This is a genomic window from Granulicatella elegans, assembly GCF_020735385.1.
Taxonomy (GTDB): Bacteria; Bacillota; Bacilli; order Lactobacillales; family Aerococcaceae; genus Granulicatella; species Granulicatella elegans_B.
This window is the reverse complement of sequence record NZ_CP085953.1, coordinates 162,696-186,592: the sequence shown is the minus strand read 5'-3', so window position 1 is coordinate 186,592 and position 23,897 is coordinate 162,696. Positions and strand designations below refer to the sequence as shown.

Genomic DNA, 23,897 nt, shown 5'->3' with positions numbered 1-23,897 from the left:
GGAGGAAATAGGATGAGAATTGCAATTATTGGAGCAGGAATTGTGGGGGCAACAGCTGCTTATCAATTATCGAAAAATCTAGAAGTAGAATTAGTTGTCTATGATGACGGAGTTGGGCAAGCTACGAAAGCTGCAGCAGGTATTATTTGCCCGTGGTTATCTCAAAGAAGAAATAAAGATTGGTATCGATTAACCGCAAGAGGAGCTTCTTACTATCCAGAATTAATGGCACAACTAGAAGCAGATGGTGTGACTCAATTGCCGTATGAACAAGTAGGAGCGCTAGTGTTTAAAAAGACTCCTGAATTATTAGAAAAACTAGAAAAAATTGCTGCTGAAAGAAGGAAAGAAGAGGAAAGAATTGGAACCTTAACGAAAATTGAAGTTGAAAGCATCTCCTCTTATGTTCCAGGATGGAACGGAACTCACGGAGCGATTCATTGTTCTGGTGGTGGAAGAGTCGATGGGAAACTTTTAGTTGAACAGCAATTACATTTAGCAAAACAAAATGGAGCAAATATCCAACAAGAAAAAGTAACCTTAACACGAGATGAAGAAGGAAAAGTAGTCGTTAAGACAAATAGCGGACTAGAACAGTTCGACAAAATTATCGTAGCAAGTGGAGCGTGGGTTAAAGAATTAATTGAACCCCTCGGGTATTATGTAGACGTTCGCCCACAAAAAGGACAATTAATTGAATTAGAATTAGAGGTAACTGAAAAAACAGGGAAGTGGCCCGTTTGTATGTTACATGGAGAGATTGATATTTTACCATTTGCAGATGGTAAAATTATTGTAGGTGCGACACATGAGAATGACCAAGGCTTTGACTTAACAGATAATCAAGAATTGCAACAAAAAATGTATGAAGAAGCATGTGAAGTATTCCCACCATTAAAACAAGCAAAATGGCTAGGGAGTCGAATTGGAACAAGAGCCTATACTTCTGACTTCTTACCATTTTTCGGTAGTATTCCAGAAGAAAACTCGGTATTTGTTGCTAGCGGACTAGGATCTTCAGGATTAACTTCAGGAGTATGGATTGGTGCGTTATTAGCACAGTTATCAGTGGGGAATACACCTTTATTTAACGTGGATTCTTATACTCCAGAAAATTATATTCAAAAATTAATATAACAGAAATCATAATTGTTGCATTTTCTGAAAAATTCCTGTAATCTATTTAAGATTAATATTAAAAATAAAGGAGAAATTATAATGTTAAAAGAATTTAAAGAGTTCTTAATGCGTGGAAATGTTGTTGATTTAGCAGTTGCGGTAATCATCGGGGCAGCTTTCAAAGCTATCGTTGATTCATTAGTAAAAGACATTTTCGAACCAGTTATTGCAATGGTATTTAAAGCAGATTCAATCGCTGGGGTATCAGTTAAAATCGGTTCAGCTACATTAGGTGTAGGTGCTTTTGCTGCTGCAATCATTAACTTTGTAATCGTAGGTTTTGTTCTTTTCATGGTAGTTAAAGGTATGAACGCTGTTCAAGATTTAGCTAAAGGCGGAAAAGAAGAAGCTAAAGAAGTAGCTCCAGAACCAAAAGCTGAAGATTACTTACGTGAAATCCGTGATTTATTAGCAAACAAATAATAAACTAAAATTTGATGAAGGATGAGGTTTCTCATCCTTTTTTTATTGAGCTGTCCGTTCAGGGGATAGTTCTGAAAACCACCTATACTGGGTGTTTTTTTGTTTTTATAAAGAAATGTAGGAGAATTTTCAAGAAATATTCTAAAAGCACTATGAAAAATTGTAAACGTTTGCTAAAATAGTGTATTAATCTATGAAAAGGGAGGCTTTGACATGAAAGTCGTTGTTGCCATTGACTCGTTCAAAGGAAGTTTATCGTCTATGGAAGCTGGTCAAGCGATAGCAGAAGGCGTAAAACGTGTTCATCAAAATGCAGAGGTAGTGGTTCGTCCATTAGCAGATGGTGGGGAAGGAACCGTTGAAGCATTAGTCGAAGGAATGGGAGGAATCTTTGTTACAAAAGAAGTAACAGGTCCATTAGGAGAAAAAGTAGAAGCAGTCTACGGAGTGATTGAATCTAAGGAAGATTCAAGTAAAACAGCCATTATTGAAATGTCAGCTGCAGCAGGAATTACATTAGTTTTTGAAGAAAGTCGCAATCCAATGAATACAACTACTTATGGAGTTGGTGAATTAATTCTAGATGCAATTGAAAGAGGCTGTCGACGTTTTATTGTTGGAATTGGCGGAAGTGCTACTAATGATGGTGGAATTGGGATGCTACAAGCGTTAGGATATGATTTCCTAACACGAGAAGGAAAGGCGATTTCTTACGGTGGGGATGGACTCAGAGAATTAGCAAGTATTGAAGACGTCAATGTACATCCTAAATTAAAAGAATGTACGTTCAAAGTAGCTTGTGATGTTACGAATCCACTATGTGGCGAAAATGGCTCCAGTGCTATTTTTGGACCACAAAAAGGCGCAACTCCTGAAATGGTTCAAGAATTGGATCAATTATTATTACACTATGCTGAATTGTCTAAGAATATTCATTCTAATGCAGATCGATTTTATCCTGGAACAGGAGCAGCTGGTGGTATGGGATTTGCGTTTTTAACCTATACTAATGCCACATTAGAGTCTGGTATTCAAATTGTATTAACAGAAACGAAATTAGAAGAATTAATAGCAACTGCTGATTTTGTTGTAACAGGTGAGGGAAGACTTGACGGACAAACGGCATTAGGAAAAGCTCCAATAGGAGTAGCATCCTTAGCTAAAAAGCATCAAAAGAAAGTGTTAGCTTTTGCAGGAGCTGTTACACCAGATGCAAAAGAATGTAATCAACATGGAATTGATGCATTTTTTCCGATTTTAAGAGGAGTTGTAACGCTTAAAGAAGCGATGAATAAAGAAGTCGCTCATCAGAATATGGTTGATACAGTGGAACAAGTTTTTAGAGTAGTAGAAATGATGAAAGAAGGAAAATAAAATGGTTAGTCAAATTAGTACATTAGGAGCTTTAGTTGGATTAATTCTTGCAATTATACTGATTATTAAAAAAGTTCATCCAGCTTATAGTTTAATTTTAGGAGCTTTAGTAGGAGGCGTGATTGGTGGAGCTGGTTTAGCAGGTTCCGTTAGTGCGATGGTAACGGGAGCACAAGGAATGATGTCTCCAGTATTAAGAATTATGACTTCAGGTATTTTAGCAGGAGCTTTAATTAAAACAGGTTCTGCTGAAACGATTGCTGAAACAATTGTGAAGAAGTTAGGGGAGAAAAGAGCCATTGCAGCGATTTCGATTGCTACAATGATTATTTGTGCAGTAGGAGTATTTATTGATATTGCTGTTATTACAGTAGCACCGATTGCGATTGCGATTGCAAAAAAAGCGAATTTATCAAAAGCAGGTATTTTATTAGCAATGATTGGTGGAGGAAAAGCAGGAAATATTATTTCTCCAAATCCAAATACGATTGCTGCTTCAGAAGCATTTCAATTAGATTTAACAGCATTAATGGCTAAAAATATTATTCCTGCATTAGTAGCATTAGTTGTTAGTATTTTATTAGCAGGATTTCTAGCAAAGAAAGTTGATCATGCTTTTGACGATATGGAAGAAGAAGCAGAACATCACACTTCTGTACCATTTTTCCAAGCGATTCTTGGGCCAATTGTGGTCATTGCGTTATTAGCTTTACGTTCATTAGTCGGAGTAAGCGTGGATCCTTTAATTGCATTACCAATTGGTGGGTTGGTAACAATTTTAGTAACAGGGCATTCAAAACATACCGTGGAATATACAGAATTTGGATTGAGTAAAGTAATCGGTGTATCCATTTTATTAATTGGAACAGGAACAATTGCGGGAATTATTAAAGCTTCTTCTCTACAAGTGGATATGATTCATGTATTGGAAGCTTTGAATATGCCATCCTTTGTTTTAGCGCCATTATCAGGTGTTTTAATGGGAGCAGCTACCGCTTCTACAACAGCTGGTTCTACGATTGCTTCTCAAACGTTTGCAGCTCCTTTAGTTTCTTCTGGAGTTCCTGCAGTGGCAGCAGCAGCAATGATTCATGCTGGGGCAACAGTGTTGGATTCTCTTCCTCATGGATCATTCTTCCATGCTACAGGAGGTTCAGTCTTTATGAGTATTGAAGATCGTATGAAGTTAATTCCTTACGAAGCATTGGTAGGTTTGACAAGTACTATTGTCGCAGTGATTTTGTATTTATTAGGATAAAGTAAAATTGGGCACAATTTATGTAGAGGTAACGAACATAAAGTTGTGCTCAAATACTATTGATGAAAATGATAGCGCTTTATATAATTTTGTTATAGGAGGAATAAAGTGTTAACAAATGAGCTCATAAAAAAATACCAGTTTTTTCTTAATTATAATCATACCTCTATAGAAGAAATGGAGGGTGTACTTCAATGTAATAAAAGAATAGTAATGACAGATATACAAAAAGTTAATGAAATGTTACTAAATTTAGATTTACCTATCATTACTGTTCAAAATGATTTTATTATTACACCAGATATCTCAATAACTAGTATATTGAAGTATATTAATATAGAATCAAAAGATTTTGTGTTCCAGGAAGAACGTATAGATATGTTGATTTTATATATAATTTTATATTCAGACTATATTTCTAATTTACATTTGCAAGATTTTTTAAGAATGAGTAAAAATTCAATTTTAGCAGATTTAAAAGAAGTTAAAGCTATTTTGAAACAATGTGAACTTCAGTTAATTTACTCTCGTGAAAAAGGATATTATATAGATGGAGATAGTAATAAAATCAGAGAATTACTTGAGATAACAATTGGATATTTAATTACTTTAGTGTGTGGAAGAAATATTTTAAGTTACATTTTTAATGAATGTAATTTAATCTATCAAGAAGAAATATTTTTAAATTCGTTAAAAATAGGTAGTGATAAATATCAATTAATATTTATTGCCGAGAAAATTGATACAGTAGCCATATTAATGGCAGTATTTAATGAATATAGTTTGAAAGAACCATATATCAAAAAAAAGGAAAATTTTGAAAAAATAATCGAAACACCATTATTAAGACTGCTATTAGATATCGAAGAACAATTTCCAAATTTATCAAAGGAAAGAGATTTTCTTTTATCCAGATTAGCAGGGTGTGTTCAGGGAGATTTAAATATTAATCCTGAACCTGACATTATAAAAATAATGGATGAAATTATTTTACAAGTAAAAGTAAATACAGGCTTAGAATTTCCTGAAACATTTCAATTTAGAAGAAATTTATATTCACATTTATATCCTGCATTTTATAGACAAATTTTTGATATTTCTTTAAAAAATCCTCTTACCAGCCAAATTGTTAAAGAATATAATTATTTGTTTGCTTTAATTAAAAGAAGTCTTAAGCCTTTAGAAGAAGCAACGTGTAAAAAGATATCTGATGATGAAATTGCCTATTTTACAATTCATTTTGGTGGATATTTAGAAAATATTCAAAAAGAAAGTATAAGTGAAAAAATTGTTGCTATGGTTATCTGTCCAAATGGAATTAGTTCTTCATTAATTTTACGAGCCGAATTGAAACAGATATTTCCGATGATAGAATTTTATACAATGTCTTTTAATGATTATAAAAGAAATATTGGAATTCAAAAAGTTGATATGATTTTTTCTACAATGAATATTGAGGTAGATAAACCACTTTTTATTGTTAAAACAATCATGAATTCTACTGAAAAGATTTTATTAAAGAAAAAAGTTTTTGAAACATTCCATTTGAAGAAAAAAGAATTTATTTCAGTTGATGAAATACTTAATATTATTACTAAGCACGTCTTTGTAAAAAATGAAAAGGAGTTGAAAAAAGATTTAACAAAATATTTGTTTGCTAATAAAGAAGTAGTGTTAGGAGGTGATTCCTTGAAAGATTTAGTTAAAAAAGAATTGATTCAACAATTAGATAAAGTAAACGATTGGCAAACTGCAGTCAGAATTGCATCTAAACCTTTATTAGAACAAAGTTATATCGAAGAAAGTTATGTCGATGCTATCATTAAAAGTGTTAATGAAATTGGTCCGTATATAGTTTTAGCACCAAAAGTAGCAGTTCCTCACGCATCACCAGATGCTGGTGTTCATCGTTTAGGGATTAGTTTATTGCAATTAAAGAAACCTGTTAATTTTGGTTCAGGAGATGATGAAGATAAAAATGTACAGTTAATATTTGTATTAGCAACAGTTGATTCCACTGCACATTTAAAAGCTTTACAGCAATTGTCATTAATTTTAGAAGATGATGATGTTATAGAAAATTTGATTAAAGCCGAAACACCGGAAGAAATTTTAAGTTTAATTGAGAAAGTAATTGAAGAAGGAGGTGAGTGGGATGATTAAAGTAGTAACAGTTTGTGGAAATGGAATTGGTAGTAGCTTGTTATTGAGATTAAAAGTAGAAGCTATAGCTAAAGACTTAGGGATTGAAGTTGAAGCAGAATCATGTGATTCTAATGCAGCAGTTGGAAAAAATGCTGATTTATATGTAACTGTGAAAGAGTTTAAAGATATTTTTCCAGAAACAGCAAATGTTTGTATTGTAGAAAGTTATACAAATAGAAAGAAAATTGAACCAGTATTAGCACCAGTTTTACAAGAAATGAATAATAATTAATATGATAAATAAGGAGGAAGTAACATGAATGGGGTATTAATATTTTTTCAAAACATTTTAAGTGAGCCAGCATTTTTAATGGGATTAATTGCATTTTTTGGATTACTTGCTTTAAAAACACCAGGGCATAAGGTGTTGACTGGAACATTAGGTCCTATTTTAGGATATCTAATGTTAGCTGCAGGAGCGGGTGTTATTCAAGCTAATTTAGTTCCTCTGGCAACATTAATTGAACAAGGATTTGGTATTACGGGAGTAGTTCCAAATAATGAGGCTGTTACAAGTGTAGCACAAAAAATCTTAGGTGTAGAAACAATGTCAATTTTAATTGTTGGCTTGTTATTGAATTTACTTTTTGCTAGATTTACTCGTTTTAAATATATTTTTTTAACAGGACATCATAGTTTCTTCATGGCATGCTTACTTTCGGCAGTTTTAGGAGCAATTGGATTTGAAGGAGTTGTATTAGTTTTATTAGGAGGATTTTTCTTAGGTGCATGGTCAGCTATCTCACCAGCAATTGGTCAAAAATATACTTTGAAAGTAACAGATGGTGATGAAATTGCTATGGGTCACTTTGGAAGTTTAGGTTATTATTTAGCAGCTTGGATAGGGACTAAGGTTGGTAAAGACAGCAGAAGTACAGAAGAATTACAAATTTCTGATAAATGGAGCTTTTTAAGAAATACAACAATTTCAACAGGAATTGTAATGGTAATATTTTATATTATTGGTGTTGTAGCTTGCTTGATTAGACATCCTCAAGCGGTAGAAGAATTGGCTAACGGAAAGAATCCTTTGATTTTTGCCATTATTAGTGGTTTGACATTTGCTGTAGGTGTATCAGTAGTTTATGCAGGGGTTCGTATGATCTTGGCAGATTTAATTCCTGCTTTCCAAGGTATTGCTACTAAATTAATTCCAAATGCAGTACCTGCAGTAGATTGTGCTGTATTCTTCCCTTATGCTCCGACTGCTGTAATTATTGGATTTGCATTTAGTTTCTTAGGTGGTCTTGTAGGTATGTTTGTACTGGGTGCATTAGGTGGAGTGTTAATTATTCCTGGTATGGTACCGCATTTCTTCTGTGGAGCTACAGCTGGAATTTTTGGTAATGCAACAGGAGGTAGAAAAGGTGCGATTTTAGGATCATTTGTAAATGGATTATTCTTAGCGTTTTTACCAGCTACATTACTTCCAGTTTTAGGAAAATTAGGATTTGCTAATACAACATTTGGTGATTTTGATTTTGGTTTAATTGGTATTCTATTGGGACGTACTGGTGAATCAGTAGGAGTTATTGGTATTTATATTATTGCTGCGGTTTTAGCTGTTGTATTAGTTTTACCTTCAGTACTTACAAAATCAAAAGAAGCTTTGAATAATATTGTTGAAGAAGAGGAGTAAATTATATGGTTAAAGAATTAACAGTTAAAGTGTTTTCTGATGGAGCAAATTTAGATAACATGTTAAATGATTTAAATTCAGGTATTGTAACGGGTTTTACTACTAATCCAAGTTTAATGAAAAAAGCTGGTATTACAAGTTATATTGGATTTGCTAAGGAAGTCTTAAAAGAGATTAAAACTTACCCAGTTTCTTTTGAAGTATTCGAAGATGAAATTGACCAAATGGAAAAAGAGGCACGTAGAATTGCAACGTTAGCGGAAAATGTCTATGTAAAAATTCCTATTACTAATTCAAAAGGAGAGAGTACTGTACCATTGATTGACCGTTTAACTGCAGATGGTATTAAAGTTAATGTAACTGCAATTTTTACAATAAAACAAGTGGAAGAAGTTGTAGCAGTGCTAAAAAATAATACTCCATCCATTGTTTCCGTTTTTGCGGGAAGAATTGCAGATACAGGTGTAGATCCAATGCCGATTATGAAAGAAGCTTTAGAAATTTGTCGTAAGAAAGAATTGGCTGAATTATTATGGGCAAGTCCTAGAGAAACATTTAATATTTATCAAGCAAATGAGTTAGGAGTGGATATCATTACATGTACTTCTGATTTGATAAAGAAATTATCGTTAAAAGATAAAGATTTAACACAATATTCTTTAGAGACTGTTCAAATGTTTTTAAGAGACAGTACAAGTTTAGGATTTAATATTTTAGAGTAATTGAAATTTGTTAAAAACAGCATTCCATAACCGGAATGCTGTTTTTATTTTTTATTCTTCTGAACGAGAAACGATTAATGTTAGATTTCCTTTTACAGTTACATCATGAATAGGTGTAGGTAAAATAAAGGAATCTGCTTTTTTAAGAATGAATGATTCGCCATTTACTTCTAGTGTTCCTTCACCTTCGATAACAGTTGCTAAATAGTAGTTGTCATCTAGTGTAGTAGCGTAAGTTCCATCGATTTCCCATTTCCAAACAGAGAAATAGTGATTGGTAATGAAATGAGTAATGGTTGCATCATCCAATTTTTCGACTGTTTGTTGAAAAATTGGTAATTGATGTGGAATTGTAGTGACATCAATTGTTTGTGGAATATGTAATGGACGAGGATTTCCTGCATCATCTTTTCGGTCATAATCATAGACACGGTAAGTAGTATCAGAGTTTTGTTGTGTTTCTAAAATGACAATGCCTTTTCCGATTGCGTGAATAGTTCCGCTTGGGACGTTGAAGAAATCTCCTGCTTTTACAGGAACTTCTGTAAATAATTCGTTCCATTTCTCTTCTTGGATTAATGTAATAAAATCTTCTTTTGTTTGTGCGGTATGTCCGTAAATAATTTTGGCACCCGGTTCAGCAGAAATAACATACCAACATTCGTTTTTCCCTAATTCGTGTTCATGTTCTAATCCATAAGCATCATTTGGATGTACTTGAATGGATAAGTCATCACTTGCATCTAAAATTTTGATTAATAGAGGGAAAGTGGGCAATGCTTGTTGATGAAATAAATCTGCATGTTTTGCATATAATTCGGCTAGTGTCATCCCTTGAAATTCAGAAGGGGAAAGAACAGTGGACTGTCCATTCGGATGAGCGCTAATCGACCAAGATTCACCAACTTTATCACTTGGCAATGTTAAGTTAAATTCTGTTTGTAATTTTTTACCGCCCCAAATTTTTTCTTGTAGGACTGGTTTTAAAAAGATAGGTTGCATGTTGTGGCTCCTTTATGATTTTCTCAATTACAGTATAGCATATTTAGAAGATTGAAAAAAATAAAAGCAAATTTACTCATAATCAAGACACTTTCTTGCAAAAAACATCATAGTTTACTATTATAAAGAAGTAAAAATAGAACTTGCGAGGGATAATATGAATCAAAAATACGGAATTATTTTAGCGGCTGGAAAAGGCACACGAATGAAATCTGAACTTTATAAAGTGATGCATCCAGTTTGTGGAAAACCAATGGTAGAGCATGTGGTAGATCAAGTAGAACGTGCAGGAGCCGAAACGATTGTAGCTATTGTTGGACATGGTGCAGAAATGGTGCAACAACAATTAGGAAAACGTGTTTCTTATGCGTTACAAGCAGAACAATTAGGAACAGGTCATGCCGTTTTACAAGCAGAAGAATTATTGAAAGATAAAGAAGGAACAACTTTAGTTGTTTGTGGAGATACACCACTATTAACAGCAGAAACTTTTGAACAATTAATGAAAGTTCATGAAGATAAAAAAGCAAAAGCGACAATCTTAACAGCTTGGGTAGATGACCCAACTGGATATGGGCATGTAGTTCGTGAGAAAGATGGAACAGTTTTAAAAAATGTAGAACATAAAGATGCTACTCCTGAAGAAGCAGCGATTCAAGAAATTAATACAGGAACTTATTGTTTTGATAATCAATCCTTATTCAGCGCATTAAACGAAGTAGGAAATGATAATGCTCAGGGCGAATATTACTTACCAGATGTATTAGAAATTTTGAAAAATCGTGGAGAAATTATTTCTGCTTATCAAATGCCAAATGTAGATGAAGGAATGGGCGTTAATGACCGAGTTGCTTTATCAAAAGCAGAAAAATCGATGCGTCATCGTATTAATGAACAACATATGAGACAGGGTGTCACATTAATTGACCCGGAACAAACGTACATTGACTCAGAAGTAGTGATTGGTTCTGATACGGTCATTGAACCAGGAGTTTATTTAAAAGGAAAAACAGTTATTGGACAACATTGCCATATTACTTCAGGAAGTGTCATTCGTGATTCAGTATTAGAAGATTATGTAACAGTAACAAGTTCAAATATCGAAGAATCATTAATGGAATCTCATAGTAACGCTGGTCCATTTGCACATCTTCGTCCAAAATCTGTACTAGGAAATTCTGTTCATATTGGAAACTTCGTAGAAGTGAAAAATGCCACTTTAGGAACAGGAACAAAAGTCGGTCACTTAACATATGTAGGAGACGCTGATTTAGGAAAAGAAATCAATGTTGGTTGTGGAACAATCTTCGTAAATTATGACGGTAAAAATAAACATCGAGCCACTGTAGGTGACCGTGTATTTGTGGGATGCAATGCGAATTTAGTAGCACCTGTTACCGTTGGAGATGATGTCTTTATTGCAGCTGGTTCTACAATTACAAGAGACATTCCAAATGGAGCGTTAGCAATTGCTCGTTCTCGTCAAGAGAATAAAGAAAACTATGCCGAGAAATTACCTTCAGCGCAAAAAAATCATAAAAAATACATTTAGTTCTTTAAAAACGAACGAAAAACGTTTATTATTATAGTAGTGAAAAAAATAAAAAAATTCTTCGGGGGTTATCATTGTGGAACATTATTCCGATCCAAATTTAAAGATTTTTGCATTAAGCTCAAATCGTCCATTAGCTCAAAAAATTGCAGAACAAGTCGGGGTAGAATTAGGGAAAGTATCCGTTACTCAATTTAGTGATGGAGAGATTAAAATTAACATTGATGAGAGTATTCGTGGAGACCATGTTTATATTGTTCAATCAACATCGTATCCAGTAAATGATAACTTAATGGAGTTATTAATTATGATCGATGCATTACGTCGTGCAAGTGCGAAAACTATTAACGTTGTATTACCGTACTATGGCTATGCACGTCAAGATCGTAAAGCTCAATCACGTGAACCAATTACGGCAAAATTAGTGGCAAATATGATTACACAAGCAGGTGCAGACCGTGTGTTAACATTAGACTTACATGCTGCTCAAATTCAAGGATTCTTTGATATTCCAGTGGATCACTTATTAGGAGCTCCATTATTAGCCAATTATTTCTTAGAAAATAATTTCAAAGATAAAGATATCGTAGTTGTATCACCAGATCATGGCGGGGTAACTCGTGCACGTAAATTAGCAGAATTCTTACATGCTCCAATTGCGATTATTGATAAACGTCGTCCAAAAGCAAATGTTGCAGAAGTGATGAATATTATTGGAGATGTTAAAGGGAAAGTGGCGGTATTAATCGACGATATGATTGATACAGCTGGAACTATTACATTAGCAGCTCAAGCTTTACAAGATGCAGGAGCAATTGAAGTGTATGCTTGTTGTACACACCCTGTATTATCAGGTCCAGCATTAGATCGTTTAAATGCTTCTGTTATTAAAGAAGTAGTTGTAACGGACTCCATTCAAGTTCCTGAAGAAAAAACAGGTGGAAAAATTGTACAAGTTAGTGTGGATCAATTAATGGCTGAAGCAATTAAACGTATTCATGAAAACCGTTCAGTAAGTCCATTATTTATTGAAAAGTTCACAATTTTAGATTGAAAATTTGAAGCATAAATCGGAGATTGGAGATATTTCTCCAGTCTTTTTTATTAGAGGAGGTTATTTGGTGAATTCATGTAAACTAAAGGAAAAAATTTTACTAGGAATAGTAAGTGTCATTGTCGGAGTGATTACTGGAGTTTTAACATCCTTTTTTGGACAAGTATTATTAAAAGTGTCCGAACTAAGGGTAGAATATTTTTGGTATTTCATTCCGTTTTTAGCAGTAGTAGGATTTTTATTTCATAAAGTTTATTTAAAATACGGGAAAAATGCTGTTGAAGGGATGAATATTGTCTTTCGAATCGGGCAAGGAGAGGACAATCGCATCTCAAAATGGTTAATTCCTTTTATGATGATTGGAACATGGCTAGCTCATTTATTTGGAGCAAGTGTAGGTCGTGAAGGAGTTGCGGTTCAATTAGGAGCAACGGTTGCAAATCAGTTTCAACAATGGTTTTCTTCTAAGAGAAATCGTCAAATTTTATTAATGATTGGGATGGCAAGTGGTTTTGCTGGATTATTTGGGACTCCTCTTGCAGCGACTTTTTTTGCGATTGAAGTAATGATTGTAGGTCAATTACAAATTGACGCCTTATTTTATGCATTATTGTCTAGTTTTATTTCAATGAATGTCGCCCAAAGTTTAGGGCTAGAGAAATTTATGGTTGGTATTCCTGTAGAAATTCAGTTCGATGAGACTTTAGTTAAGATGGTAGTGTTAGGAATTGCTTTTGGCTTAACAGGAAGACTGTTTAGTGTGAGTTTAGCGTATTTGAAAAAATATTGGAGTACTAAAATTCCAAGTCCTACTCTAAGAATATTTTTATTAGGAATGGTTGTTAGTATTTTAATTGCAGCTTTTGGCAGTGGTCGTTATGCAGGATTAGGGACAAATTTAATTCATGCTAGTTTTTATAGTGAGACAATTGATGTACAAGATTGGATTTTAAAATTAGGGTTAACCGTATTCTCGCTTAGTGCAGGATTTCTAGGTGGGGAAGTAACACCGCTCTTTTCAATTGGATCTTCATTAGGAATCGTGATGAGTTCTTGGTTAGAAATTTCTCCAGTAGTAGCAGCGGCATTGGGTTACGGAGCTGTATTTGGAAGTGCAACAAACACGTGGTTAGCTCCTATTTTTATAATTGGTGAAGTATTCGGATATAGTATGATGCCATATGCAGCGATTGTTTGTATTGTCGCATTTGTCGTGAATGGAAATAATAGCATTTATGGACAACAAAAAATTTTTGAATTAGAAAAACAAATTTTCAAATAAACGAAAAAATTGTTAGGGTATAATACATTTGTGACAAAAAGAGTACAAAAAAAGAGAACCAATGTTATACTGAAGTTGGGAAAAAATCAGGAAAGAGGTTCTCTTATGAAATCTATTATAACAGAAGAAATCAAATTAAGACAGCGTGCAGTAGAATATGCCATAAAACATGATAATAACGCTAAAGCAGCAAGAAAATACCATACAACTAGACAACAAATTGCTCGATGGAGAAGTCGATATGATGGGACTGCACAATCATTGCTTCCAAAGAGTCGAAGACCTTTACATCATCCGAATGAACATAAAACAGAAGAATTAGAACTGATACGTAAAATGTACAAACGTTATAACAGAGATGGATTAGCAGAGGTTTATGTACAATGTCAAAGAAGAGGGTACACACGTTCATATGGAGCTATGAAAAAAATGATTAAAAAACTTCAATTAACTGAGAAGAAAGAAAAAAGAACGTATCCTAAGAGTAAATGGACACCAATACCAACAACTTATCCAGGAGAAAAAGTACAAATAGACATTAAATATGTTCCTCAACACTGTATAGGATGGGACAGTAAGGGGATTAAATATTATCAAATAACAGCTATAGATGAATTTAGTAGAAAACGAGTATGTAAAATTGTAGATGAGAAAAGCGTTACACATACAGCGGCATTTTTAGATTATTTAGAAGAAAAATTTGGATTTACCATTAAAACCGTTCAAACAGATAATGGACGTGAATTTACAAATGATCCAGAAGTGACAACTAAAAAAACGATTTTCGAACAAAAATTAGAAGAAAAAGGCATCAAACATATAAAAACTAGACCATACTCACGATGGCAAAACGGAAAAGTAGAACGTAGTCATAGAGAAGATGGAAGAAGATTTTATAATCGAGTATTTAAGAGTTTAGATAGTTTAGTTAAAGCACATACAAGATATATTAGTAGAGGTAATAATGTAGCTAGATGTGTATTAAAATTTAAATCTCCCAATCAAATAGTACAGCAGCACTTGTTACAATCGGCTTAATGTATTATAGTTCAACGCCTTCTTCCTTTGTCAAGGGACGCTTCGCTCTAAAGCCCTTGACAAATCCAGGCGTTAAACTGTTTTGTGGCTAAGCCAATTGTCCCACAAGTTGTATTGACACTGGTTCGTGTCACAAATGTTTGTGTTTCTTAGACAAATTTTCAAATAAACGAAAAAATTCACTTGTTATTTCATGAAAAGTCTAGTATAATTTCACATAGCGAGGGCTTTTAAATTCATCCCGTGAGGTGAAAAAGGCGATCATAGTTCAAGTTTATATTTCTAGGAGAATTTTTTATGCATAGAGAGAATTCTTCTGTATGAAAGCAGCCCTTTTGCAAACAAAATTTGATAGGGTTGCTTTTTTGTATGCACAAAAAGGCCCGGAAAAGAGGGAATGATGGAGTTACAAACTTCAAGAGTCAACTTATTACTAGATGTGGATCAAAATCCACCCTTTGCCAAAGGTTTATTACTAAGCTTGCAACATGTGTTTGCAATGTTTGGGGCAACGATTTTAGTTCCATTAATTTTAGGAATGCCTGTTTCTGTAGCATTATTTGCTTCAGGTTTAGGAACTCTGATTTACATGGCAGCAACTCAATTTAAAGTACCAGTGTACTTAGGTTCTTCATTTGCATTTATTTCAGCGATGGCATTTGCGATGAAACAAATGAATGGAGATATTTCAGCCGCACAGTCAGGGGTTGTTCTTATCGGTCTTGTTTATGTAGTAGTAGCGTTAGTTGTTAAATTAATTGGAACAAAATGGATTGATCGTTTATTACCACCGATTGTGATTGGACCGATGATTATGGTAATTGGTTTAGGATTAGCAAATTCTGCAGTGACAAATGCAGGCTTCATTAAAGATGGTACAATTCAACAAATAACAGTAGCGATTGTGACTTTCTTGATTACAGCATTTATTAATACAAAAGCTAAAGGATTTTTAAAAATTATTCCATTCTTGTTCGGGATTATCGGAGGATATATTGTATCGGTATTGTTTGGATTAGTTGATTTCACTCCAGTATTAGAAGCAGATTGGATTGCGATTCCGCAATTATATTTACCATTTTCAACAAATGGATTTTTCAAAGAATATCATTGGTATTTTGGACCTGAAACTTGGGCAATCTTACCAGTAGCCGTTGTAACCATTGCAGAACATATTGGAGACCATACGGTTTTAAGTCAAATTTGTGGAAGACAATTTTTGAAAACACCGGGCTTACATCGTACATTAATTGGAGATGGTGTTGCGACTGCAGTTTCAGCCTTTATGGGTGGTCCTGCGAATACAACTTATGGTGAGAATACTGGTGTTGTAGGGATGACAAGAATTGCTAGTGTTTCAGTTATTCGTAATGCAGCATTATTTGCGATTGGGTTAAGTTTCCTTGGGAAATTTACGGCATTAATTTCTACCATTCCAAATGCAGTACTTGGTGGTATGGCTATCTTACTATATGGAGTTATTGCAAGTAATGGTTTGAAAGTGTTAATTGAAAAGCAAGTAAATTTTAGAGAAGTGCGTAATTTGATTATTGCTAGTTCGATGTTAGTACTAGGGTTAGGTGGAGCGATTTTAGAATTAGGTCCTGTGACATTATCAGGCACAGCATTATGTGCATTAGCAGGGGTTATTTTGAACCTAGTGCTACCGTATGAAAACAAAAAATAATTTTTGTTTTCTACTTTTTTATGAGAGGCGTATACAAGGATGATTTCTGTGATGTAGCGAAGGACGCCAGCAGCTTCGAAAAAGCAAATCTCATGTACGCTACATAAAAAAATCTATTTTAATCAGTAAATTTGTATAACCGTTAGTCTATGAGAAAGTAAAAAGAGGCTTTTCTTCAATGAAAAGTCTTTTTTTTGTTTCTTAATTTGAGAAAGCAAAAAAACAGTAGAAAATATGCTATAATAAAAAAATAGTACGAGTAAAGGAGAGTGAGAAGATGGGACGTTTTCAAGAGGATATGGAAACCTATAAAAAGAACGATCCAGCGGCACGAAGTAGTTTAGAAATTATTTTAACGTATCCAGGCTATCATGCGACTGTGATGCATCGACTAGCACATTGGTTACATACTACTTGCCGATGTAGACTTCTTGCTCGTATGCTGAGTACATTTAGTCGATTTTTTACTGGAATTGAAATTCATCCGGCAGCACAAATTGGTCGTCGATTTTTTATTGACCATGGAATGGGAATCGTTATTGGTGAAACTGCGATTATTGGAGATGATGTAAAAATGTTCCACGGAGTTACATTAGGTGGAACAGGAAAGCAAACGGGAAAACGTCATCCAACTATTGAAGATGGAGTATTATTATCTGCTCATGTTCAAGTGATTGGACCAGTTACGATTGGAGAAGGCGCCAAAATTGGTGCAGCAGCAGTAGTATTATCAGATATTCCAGCTCATACAACAGCAGTAGGATTACCTGCTAAAGTTGTAAGAATTCATTCAAAATAAGAACAAAAAATCACAGAATTATATGGAGGAAATTATGATTCAAGTATATAACACTTTAACACGCCAAAAAGAAGAATTTAAACCGCTAGAACCAGGGAAAGTAAAAATGTATGTTTGCGGTCCAACCGTCTACAATTATATTCATATTGGAAATGCAAGAAGTACGGTTGCGTTTGATACGATTCGTCGTTATTTCGAATATCGTGGCTACGATGTGAACTATGTTTCTAATTTTACAGATGTGGATGATAAAATTATTAAAGCAGCGAATGAAACAGGAATGACACCTGAAGAAGTTTCTAAAAAATATATTGAAGCTTTTTATGAAGATACAGCCGCTTTAAATGTAAAAAAAGCAACTTTAAATCCAACAGTTATGAATACAATGGAGGATATTATTGCTTTTGTAGAAGATTTAGTGGAAAAAGAAGCCGCTTATGAATCTGGTGGAGATGTGTATTTTATCACTGAAAAATTCAAAGATTATGGAAAATTAAGTGATCAAAGTATTCAAGATTTACAAGTAGGAGCTAGCCAAAGAACGGAAAGTGCAGATGATGCTAAAAAGAGAAATCCATTAGATTTTGCATTATGGAAAAGTGCAAAACCAGGTGAAATTAGTTGGGATTCTCCTTGGGGCAAAGGTCGTCCAGGTTGGCATATTGAATGTTCCGTAATGGCTACGAAACATTTAGGAGATACTATTGATATTCACGGTGGTGGACAAGACTTAGCATTCCCACACCATGAAAATGAAATTGCGCAAAGTGAATCAAAAACAGGTCATCCGTTTGCTCGTTATTGGATGCATAATGCCTTTGTAACTATGGGGGAAGATGGCGAGAAAATGAGTAAATCTCTTGGTAATTTCGTATTAGTTCACGATATTATTAAAGAAATTGATCCTCAAATTTTACGTTTCTTCCTAGCAAGTGCTCACTATCGTAGACCATTGAAATTTAGTGAGTCTTCCCTACAAGAAGCAACAGCCAATGTGTCAAAAATTCAAACAACCTTTAGCAATACACGTTACCGTTTAGAACAAGCAGTAGAGTCATTAGAAGATGACCAAGATATGTGGGCTGGATTTGAAGCATTAGAAGGCAAATTCCAAGACGAAATGGATGATGATTTTAATGCAGCTAACGGGATGACAGTGTTATATCAATTCGTAAAAGAATGGAATGTTTATTTAGAGCGTGAAGCAGTTTCTCGAGTGATTTTAGAAAAATTATTAGAAAAAGCTGAACAATTATTTGCAATTTTTGGAATGAAAGAAGTTCAAGAAGAATTAGTAGATGATGACATTCAAACATTAATCGATGAACGCTTAGAAGCAAGAAAAGCGAAAAATTTTGCACGAAGCGACGAAATTAGAGAATTATTGAAAGCTCAAGGAATTGTGTTAGAAGATACTGCTCAAGGAACAAGATGGAGAAGAGTATAATGGAAATCATTAAAGATTGGCATTTATTAAATGGCTTAACATTAGCTTATATGGGTGATGGCATTTATGAATTATATATTCGTCAACATGTGTTAAGAACAGGGAAGACGAAACCAAATGTCTTACATCGTGAAGCTACTCGTTATGTTTCTGCCAAGGCTCAAGCAAATTTAATTCAACAAATGTTGGATAGCGAGTCATTTTTAACAGAAGAAGAATTAGAATACTTCAAACGTGGAAGAAATGCTAAAAGTCATACAAAAGCGAAAAATGCAGATGTCATTACTTATCGTATGTCTACAGGATTTGAAGCGATGATTGGCTATTTATATTTAAGTGGACAAAAAGATCGATTAGAGGAAGTCATCGCATGGTGTATTCAACAAGTGGAGGAAAAACATGGCTAGACAAGAAAGAAACTCGAATAGAAGAAGAGGGAGTCAACCAAAGGGCTTCAAAAAAGAGGGAAAAGCACCTCGTCCAAAATATACACCGGGAAGTTCTTCAAAGGAGCAAGAGTCCACAGATTTTGTATATGGACGTCATGCGGTCAGAGAAGCATTACAACAACCAGAACGTGTGAATAAATTATGGGTTCAAGAAGCTTTATCAGGAAAGGAAATTACACCGATTATTGATTTAGCAAAGGAACATCGTATTCAAATTCAAAATGTTCCAAAAGCTAAATTACAAGATCTTGTGGGTGAAGTTGTCCATCAAGGAGTGGTTGCTTCAATTGCAGCTTATGAATATGCGACATTAGAAGATGTCTTTGAAAAAGCTCAGGAAAAAAATGAAGATCCATTTATATTCATTTTAGATGGAATTGAAGATCCGTATAATTTAGGAAGTATTTTACGTACTGCAGATGCTACGGGAGTTCACGGTATTATTATTCCAAAGAGAAGAAGTGTTTCTTTAACATCTACTGTAGCGAAAGCTTCTACAGGGGCTGTCGAGCATGTTCCTGTTGTTCGTGTAACGAATGTAACTCAAACGATTGAACAGTTAAAAGAACGTGGAGTTTGGGTGTTCGGAACAGATATGAAAGGAACGGACTATCGTCAATGGAATACAAAAGGTCCAATTGCGATTGTGATGGGCAATGAGGGAAAAGGTGTATCTCGCATTGTTAAAGATGCCGTAGATGAGATGATTACCATTCCGATGACCGGACATGTTCAAAGTTTAAATGCGAGTGTCGCAAGTGCTTTAATGATGTATGAAGTTTTCCGCTCTCGTTACTAATAGGTGAGTTATGAAGAAACAATTATATATCATTGATGGGTATAATATGATTGGAGCGTGGCCTGAATTAGTGAGTTTGAAAAAACAAGGGGATTTAGAAAGTGCTCGTGATTTACTCATCCATCATTGCGCTAATTTTAGAAAATTTGAACACGTTGAAGTATGGATTGTTTTTGATGCACAATTTGTTCCAGGAATTACTCAGTCATTTGAATCTTCTCAAGTGAAAGTTATTTTTACAGCAGAAGATGAAACGGCAGACGAATACATTGAGAGAACAGTGAGTGAAATGAATACGCAAGTCATTCAAGTGTCTGTAGCAACGAGTGATTTAGCAGAGCAATGGGTCATTTTTCAAAAAGGAGCTTTAAGAAAATCTGCAAGAGAATTTTTTAAAGAAATTCAAAGAAGTAAGAAGAAGCAAGACCAATTATCTAGACAATATCAAGAAATCTCCAGACGTCGTTCACCATGGAATGATGAACAGATGGATCAATTGAATGTTTTACGATTCAAATTACAAGAAAAAGATGAATAGTTTTTAGATGAGAAAGAGCTAATGGTGTGAACTTGGCTCTTTTTTAATGTAAGAAAAATCGTTTACATAAAATTTGTGTTGCAGTACAATGATGTTGAAAGATAGAAGTTGTATAATAGGAGGGAGATAGATGAAAACGTAAGTGTGGATTGTTGCCCTAGGAAGAATGTTTTAATAACGAATTTATCATGCGCTAAATGACAACTATAGACACGAGATAAACTAGTAAGAGGCAATGATTGATTATGAAGAATAGGGGAAACAACATGAAAAAGATAATCACTTTATTACTAGGAATGTTGGTATTAACTTTAGGAAGTTCGAGTGTGTTGGCAATGGAAAGTGAAAATATGGCTTCGGATATCGGTCAAAGTGAATTTGAGAGTTTAGCAACTAAATCTGAGGAGAGGTTGAATCAATTATTTTTATCTTCGGATATTCAATGGGATAAAGCGGTGAAAGTGTATGAACAGGCATCATTTTTGGAAACTGTTCCTAAGATGGATGATGCAACTTTAAAAGAAGAATTGAAAAAGGCAGAATATTATTGGGTTGTACCAACTTCTCATCGTCAACCAAAAGTAGAAATTCGATATGATATTGTAAAGGATTTTGATAGAGAAGAAGCGAAAAAAGCAGTGGCAAATGGATTGACGAGTGCAGAGAGTGTTGCGGAACAAGAAAAACAAATTGGGAAATGGGATATTACTTCTGTTGGGGAATATGAAGAAGGAGTAGAACCATTTGCTCAAACAATAGAAAAGGTGTTAAAAGAGCAATCAATCACCCCGAAAGCTATTTATTATGTCCATCCAACAAAAGTAATGATGGATCCAATTGTTTTAGTGAAGCTAGCAGATAATGAATATCGCATGTTAATTCACTCACTGCCATTTGAAGAAACTCAGATGAAGAGTAAAGCAGGAACATTAAAATTTGATACGCTTTATTCATATGAAACAGCGCAAAAGGTGTTAGCTACTTACTTAAATGAAAAATATACAGAACGGACAAGTGGAATTTCAGCTCCAGAGCCAAGTGGGGTTATTTCAGTCGAACATAATAGAGCGATGATGCTTGTGGGAGCCGTGTTCGTCATGATTGTTGGTGTCATTTGTTGGAAAATTTTCAAAAAACGTCCGCAAATCACTATCTAAAGCTGAAATAAGATAAAAATTCTGAGGCGACTTCGGTCGTCTTTTTTTCATCTTCACAAAATCTTCATACTTTTTAGTTAACGGATTCATAAACTTGCGGTATACTAATAATGAGATTATCCATAAGGAGGAAGTAAGATGCATATTTTAATGATTGAAGATACAGAAGCAGTTTGTGAAATGATGGAAATGTTTTTTGAAAAAGAAGGTTGGACAGCAGAGTTTTATCATGATGGAAAAGAAGGCTATGATGCCTTTGTAAATCATCAAGAAAAATGGGAACTAGTGATTTTGGATTTGAATTTACCTTCGATGGATGGCATGCAAATTTGTCGTCAAATTCGTCAAATAAATGAGCAAGTTCCAATTGTCATGTTAACAGCAAGAGATTCAGAAAGTGATCAAGTTATTGGATTAGAAATTGGAGCAGACGATTATGTAGCAAAACCATTTAGTCCATTAACAATGATGGCACGTATTAAAGCCCTACATCGCCGTATTGGACGAGGAATTTCTAGTGAAGCGCCAACAAATTCAGGTCAATTTGATATTGAAACAAAACATGTATCGATTAATACAAGAACTCATGAAGCCTTTATTGATGGAATAAAAATTGATGGCTTAACTCCAAAAGAATTTGATTTATTAGTCTTAATGGCACAACATCCTCGTCAAGTATTCTCAAGAGAACACTTATTAACAAAGATTTGGGAAGATCCATTTTTTGGAGATGAACGTACGATTGATGCACATATTAAAAAATTACGTCAAAAAATTGAAACAGTAGGTCCTCATATTATTCAAACGGTATGGGGTGTAGGATATAAATTTGATGATAGTGGGATTTAGAAGATGAAATATTTTTACCAACAATTAGTAGGATTTTTATCGGTTGTATTAGTATCCGTTATCGTTTGTGGATTATTATTTTATAATGTCATGACAAATAAAATTTTTCTACAACGTTCGCAACAATTATTCGGATATGCTAAAGCGATTTTGGTGCATGATTTAACAGCAGATGAAATTAACAGTAGTTTATCTCTATTAAAAGATGAACATTTAGGAGTTGCGATTTTTGATAAAAATAATAAAATGACGTATCCAGCAACAGCATTAAATGTCAAAAGTACATTAACAGATGATGAATTACAACATCTTCAAGATGGATCTGCGATTAATATGAAGCAAGCTAAGCATAACTTTGTAGGAGAAGCCGCCGATTTAGTGACGATTTATTATCCAATTTTTAAAAATCAAACTTATAATGGATTTCTAGCAATTTCTAGCCCATTGAGTCATATTGAAACGGAAATGGCGGAGTTAAGAAATTCAATTTTAGTAGGATTTTCATCAGCAGCAGTAGTAGGAGTTATTTTGAGTGTTTTATTTGCCAATTATCAAACAAGACGGATTAATCGCTTGAGAAAAGCGACACATGAAATTGCAGAAGGAAATTATGACATTTCACTGCCAACTCAAAAACGAGATGAATTCGACGATTTAGTAATGGATTTTAATAAAATGGCAGAATCCTTACAAAAATCTGAACAAGAAATCGCACGACAGGAAAATTTAAGACGTCAATTGATGATGGACGTAGCTCACGAGATGAGAACGCCACTTACAACGATGAATGGATTGCTGGAAGGATTAATTCACCATATGATTCCTGAATCTCGCCGTGAGAGAAGCTTGGAATTAATTACGAATGAAACACAACGTCTTATCCGATTAGTGAATGAAAATCTGGACTACGAAAAAATTCGTTCAGATCAAATTGTGTTAGTAAAACAAAATTTCTCAGGTGCGAATGCATTACAAAATGTTGTTGATCAATTACAAGAATTAGCTGTGAATAAAGGAAATGAATTACGTTGTGAATGTCCAGAAGACTTTACAGTATACGCGGACTATGATCGTTTTATTCAAATTTTAGTGAATATGACAAAAAATGCGAACCAATTTACGGATAAGGGTCATATTTTGATTAAAGGTTGGAATGAAGAAACGAAAGCTATTGTGCAAATTATTGATGATGGAATTGGAATTCATGAAAAAGAAGTGGAAGCCATCTGGGAAAGATTTTATAAGGTGGATGTTTCAAGAAAAAACACAAAATATGGCGAATCTGGAATTGGACTAGCGATTGTTCATTCATTAATGAAGAGTCATCATGGAACGATTCAAACAGAAAGTGAAGTTGGAAAAGGGACTACCTTTACACTAACATTCCCTGGAAAAGAAGAAACAGAATAGAACAAGCAAGAATTACCACAAAAACAGATGAATG

At 34.2% G+C, this 23,897-nt stretch carries 22 protein-coding genes; 21 read left to right on the top strand and 1 reads right to left on the bottom strand.

Features of this window, described 5'->3' with window-relative positions; all coding sequences use genetic code 11:
• Positions 1–12 precede the first annotated feature (12 nt).
• From LK443_RS00925 to LK443_RS00890, 8 genes are all read left to right on the top strand, one after another.
• On the top strand, positions 13–1,137 hold the full coding sequence (locus tag LK443_RS00925; RefSeq protein ID WP_227931770.1) for an NAD(P)/FAD-dependent oxidoreductase: 1,125 nt from the start codon (positions 13–15) through the stop codon (positions 1,135–1,137).
• 81 nt (positions 1,138–1,218) lie between these two features.
• Positions 1,219–1,602, top strand: a complete 384-nt coding sequence (gene mscL, locus LK443_RS00920) for a large conductance mechanosensitive channel protein MscL (protein ID WP_227931769.1) — start codon at positions 1,219–1,221, stop codon at positions 1,600–1,602.
• 213 nt (positions 1,603–1,815) lie between these two features.
• Complete coding sequence (locus LK443_RS00915; protein ID WP_227931768.1) at positions 1,816–2,976, top strand: glycerate kinase; 1,161 nt, start codon at positions 1,816–1,818, stop codon at positions 2,974–2,976.
• A 1-nt stretch (position 2,977) separates the two neighbouring features.
• Entirely contained in the window at positions 2,978–4,234 is a 1,257-nt protein-coding gene (locus LK443_RS00910) for a GntP family permease (protein ID WP_227931767.1), read from the top strand.
• Positions 4,235–4,342: 108 nt separating this feature from the next.
• Positions 4,343–6,397: a BglG family transcription antiterminator gene (locus LK443_RS00905; RefSeq protein ID WP_227931766.1), complete on the top strand. Its 2,055-nt coding sequence runs from the start codon at positions 4,343–4,345 to the stop codon at positions 6,395–6,397.
• Complete coding sequence (locus LK443_RS00900) at positions 6,390–6,671, top strand: PTS sugar transporter subunit IIB (RefSeq protein WP_020991401.1); 282 nt, start codon at positions 6,390–6,392, stop codon at positions 6,669–6,671. Before LK443_RS00905 ends, LK443_RS00900 begins: the two co-directional genes overlap by 8 nt.
• A gap of 24 nt (positions 6,672–6,695) precedes the next feature.
• Complete coding sequence (locus LK443_RS00895; protein ID WP_227931765.1) at positions 6,696–8,078, top strand: PTS ascorbate transporter subunit IIC; 1,383 nt, start codon at positions 6,696–6,698, stop codon at positions 8,076–8,078.
• 5 nt (positions 8,079–8,083) lie between these two features.
• Positions 8,084–8,800, top strand: coding sequence for a transaldolase (locus LK443_RS00890; protein WP_227931764.1), 717 nt, complete (start codon positions 8,084–8,086; stop codon positions 8,798–8,800).
• A gap of 51 nt (positions 8,801–8,851) precedes the next feature.
• Here LK443_RS00890 and manA read toward each other — a convergent pair whose 3' ends face one another.
• Entirely contained in the window at positions 8,852–9,802 is a 951-nt protein-coding gene (gene manA / locus LK443_RS00885; protein WP_227931763.1) for a mannose-6-phosphate isomerase, class I, read from the bottom strand.
• A 157-nt stretch (positions 9,803–9,959) separates the two neighbouring features.
• Here manA and glmU point away from each other — a divergent pair, with 157 nt between their 5' ends.
• From glmU to LK443_RS00820, 13 genes are all read left to right on the top strand, one after another.
• Positions 9,960–11,354, top strand: coding sequence for a bifunctional UDP-N-acetylglucosamine diphosphorylase/glucosamine-1-phosphate N-acetyltransferase GlmU (gene glmU / locus LK443_RS00880; RefSeq protein WP_227931762.1), 1,395 nt, complete (start codon positions 9,960–9,962; stop codon positions 11,352–11,354).
• Positions 11,355–11,427: 73 nt separating this feature from the next.
• A complete protein-coding gene (locus LK443_RS00875; RefSeq protein WP_227932426.1) occupies positions 11,428–12,408 on the top strand; it encodes a ribose-phosphate diphosphokinase in 981 nt (326 codons plus the stop codon).
• Positions 12,409–12,475: 67 nt separating this feature from the next.
• The gene (locus LK443_RS00870) at positions 12,476–13,690 is read left to right on the top strand and encodes a chloride channel protein (protein ID WP_227931761.1); all 1,215 of its coding nucleotides are present in this window, start codon (positions 12,476–12,478) and stop codon (positions 13,688–13,690) included.
• 105 nt (positions 13,691–13,795) lie between these two features.
• The gene (locus LK443_RS00865; RefSeq protein WP_227931760.1) at positions 13,796–14,728 is read left to right on the top strand and encodes a DDE-type integrase/transposase/recombinase; all 933 of its coding nucleotides are present in this window, start codon (positions 13,796–13,798) and stop codon (positions 14,726–14,728) included.
• Positions 14,729–15,128: 400 nt separating this feature from the next.
• Complete coding sequence (locus LK443_RS00860) at positions 15,129–16,415, top strand: uracil-xanthine permease family protein (protein ID WP_227932425.1); 1,287 nt, start codon at positions 15,129–15,131, stop codon at positions 16,413–16,415.
• A 277-nt stretch (positions 16,416–16,692) separates the two neighbouring features.
• Positions 16,693–17,214, top strand: a complete 522-nt coding sequence (gene epsC / locus LK443_RS00855; protein WP_227931759.1) for a serine O-acetyltransferase EpsC — start codon at positions 16,693–16,695, stop codon at positions 17,212–17,214.
• Positions 17,215–17,248: 34 nt separating this feature from the next.
• Complete coding sequence (gene cysS, locus LK443_RS00850) at positions 17,249–18,661, top strand: cysteine--tRNA ligase (protein WP_227931758.1); 1,413 nt, start codon at positions 17,249–17,251, stop codon at positions 18,659–18,661.
• Entirely contained in the window at positions 18,646–19,068 is a 423-nt protein-coding gene (locus LK443_RS00845) for a Mini-ribonuclease 3 (RefSeq protein ID WP_227931757.1), read from the top strand. Before cysS ends, LK443_RS00845 begins: the two co-directional genes overlap by 16 nt.
• Positions 19,061–19,909, top strand: a complete 849-nt coding sequence (rlmB, locus tag LK443_RS00840) for a 23S rRNA (guanosine(2251)-2'-O)-methyltransferase RlmB (protein WP_227931756.1) — start codon at positions 19,061–19,063, stop codon at positions 19,907–19,909. The genes LK443_RS00845 and rlmB overlap by 8 nt, the downstream gene beginning before the upstream one ends.
• Positions 19,910–19,919: 10 nt before the next feature.
• Entirely contained in the window at positions 19,920–20,447 is a 528-nt protein-coding gene (locus tag LK443_RS00835) for an NYN domain-containing protein (RefSeq protein ID WP_227931755.1), read from the top strand.
• Positions 20,448–20,713: 266 nt separating this feature from the next.
• Positions 20,714–21,604 (top strand): hypothetical protein, encoded by an 891-nt coding sequence (locus LK443_RS00830; protein WP_227931754.1) that lies wholly within the window; start codon positions 20,714–20,716, stop codon positions 21,602–21,604.
• Positions 21,605–21,742: 138 nt separating this feature from the next.
• Positions 21,743–22,453, top strand: a complete 711-nt coding sequence (locus tag LK443_RS00825; protein ID WP_227931753.1) for a response regulator transcription factor — start codon at positions 21,743–21,745, stop codon at positions 22,451–22,453.
• 3 nt (positions 22,454–22,456) lie between these two features.
• Positions 22,457–23,863, top strand: a complete 1,407-nt coding sequence (locus tag LK443_RS00820; protein WP_227931752.1) for a sensor histidine kinase — start codon at positions 22,457–22,459, stop codon at positions 23,861–23,863.
• The last annotated feature ends 34 nt before the right edge of the window (positions 23,864–23,897 follow it).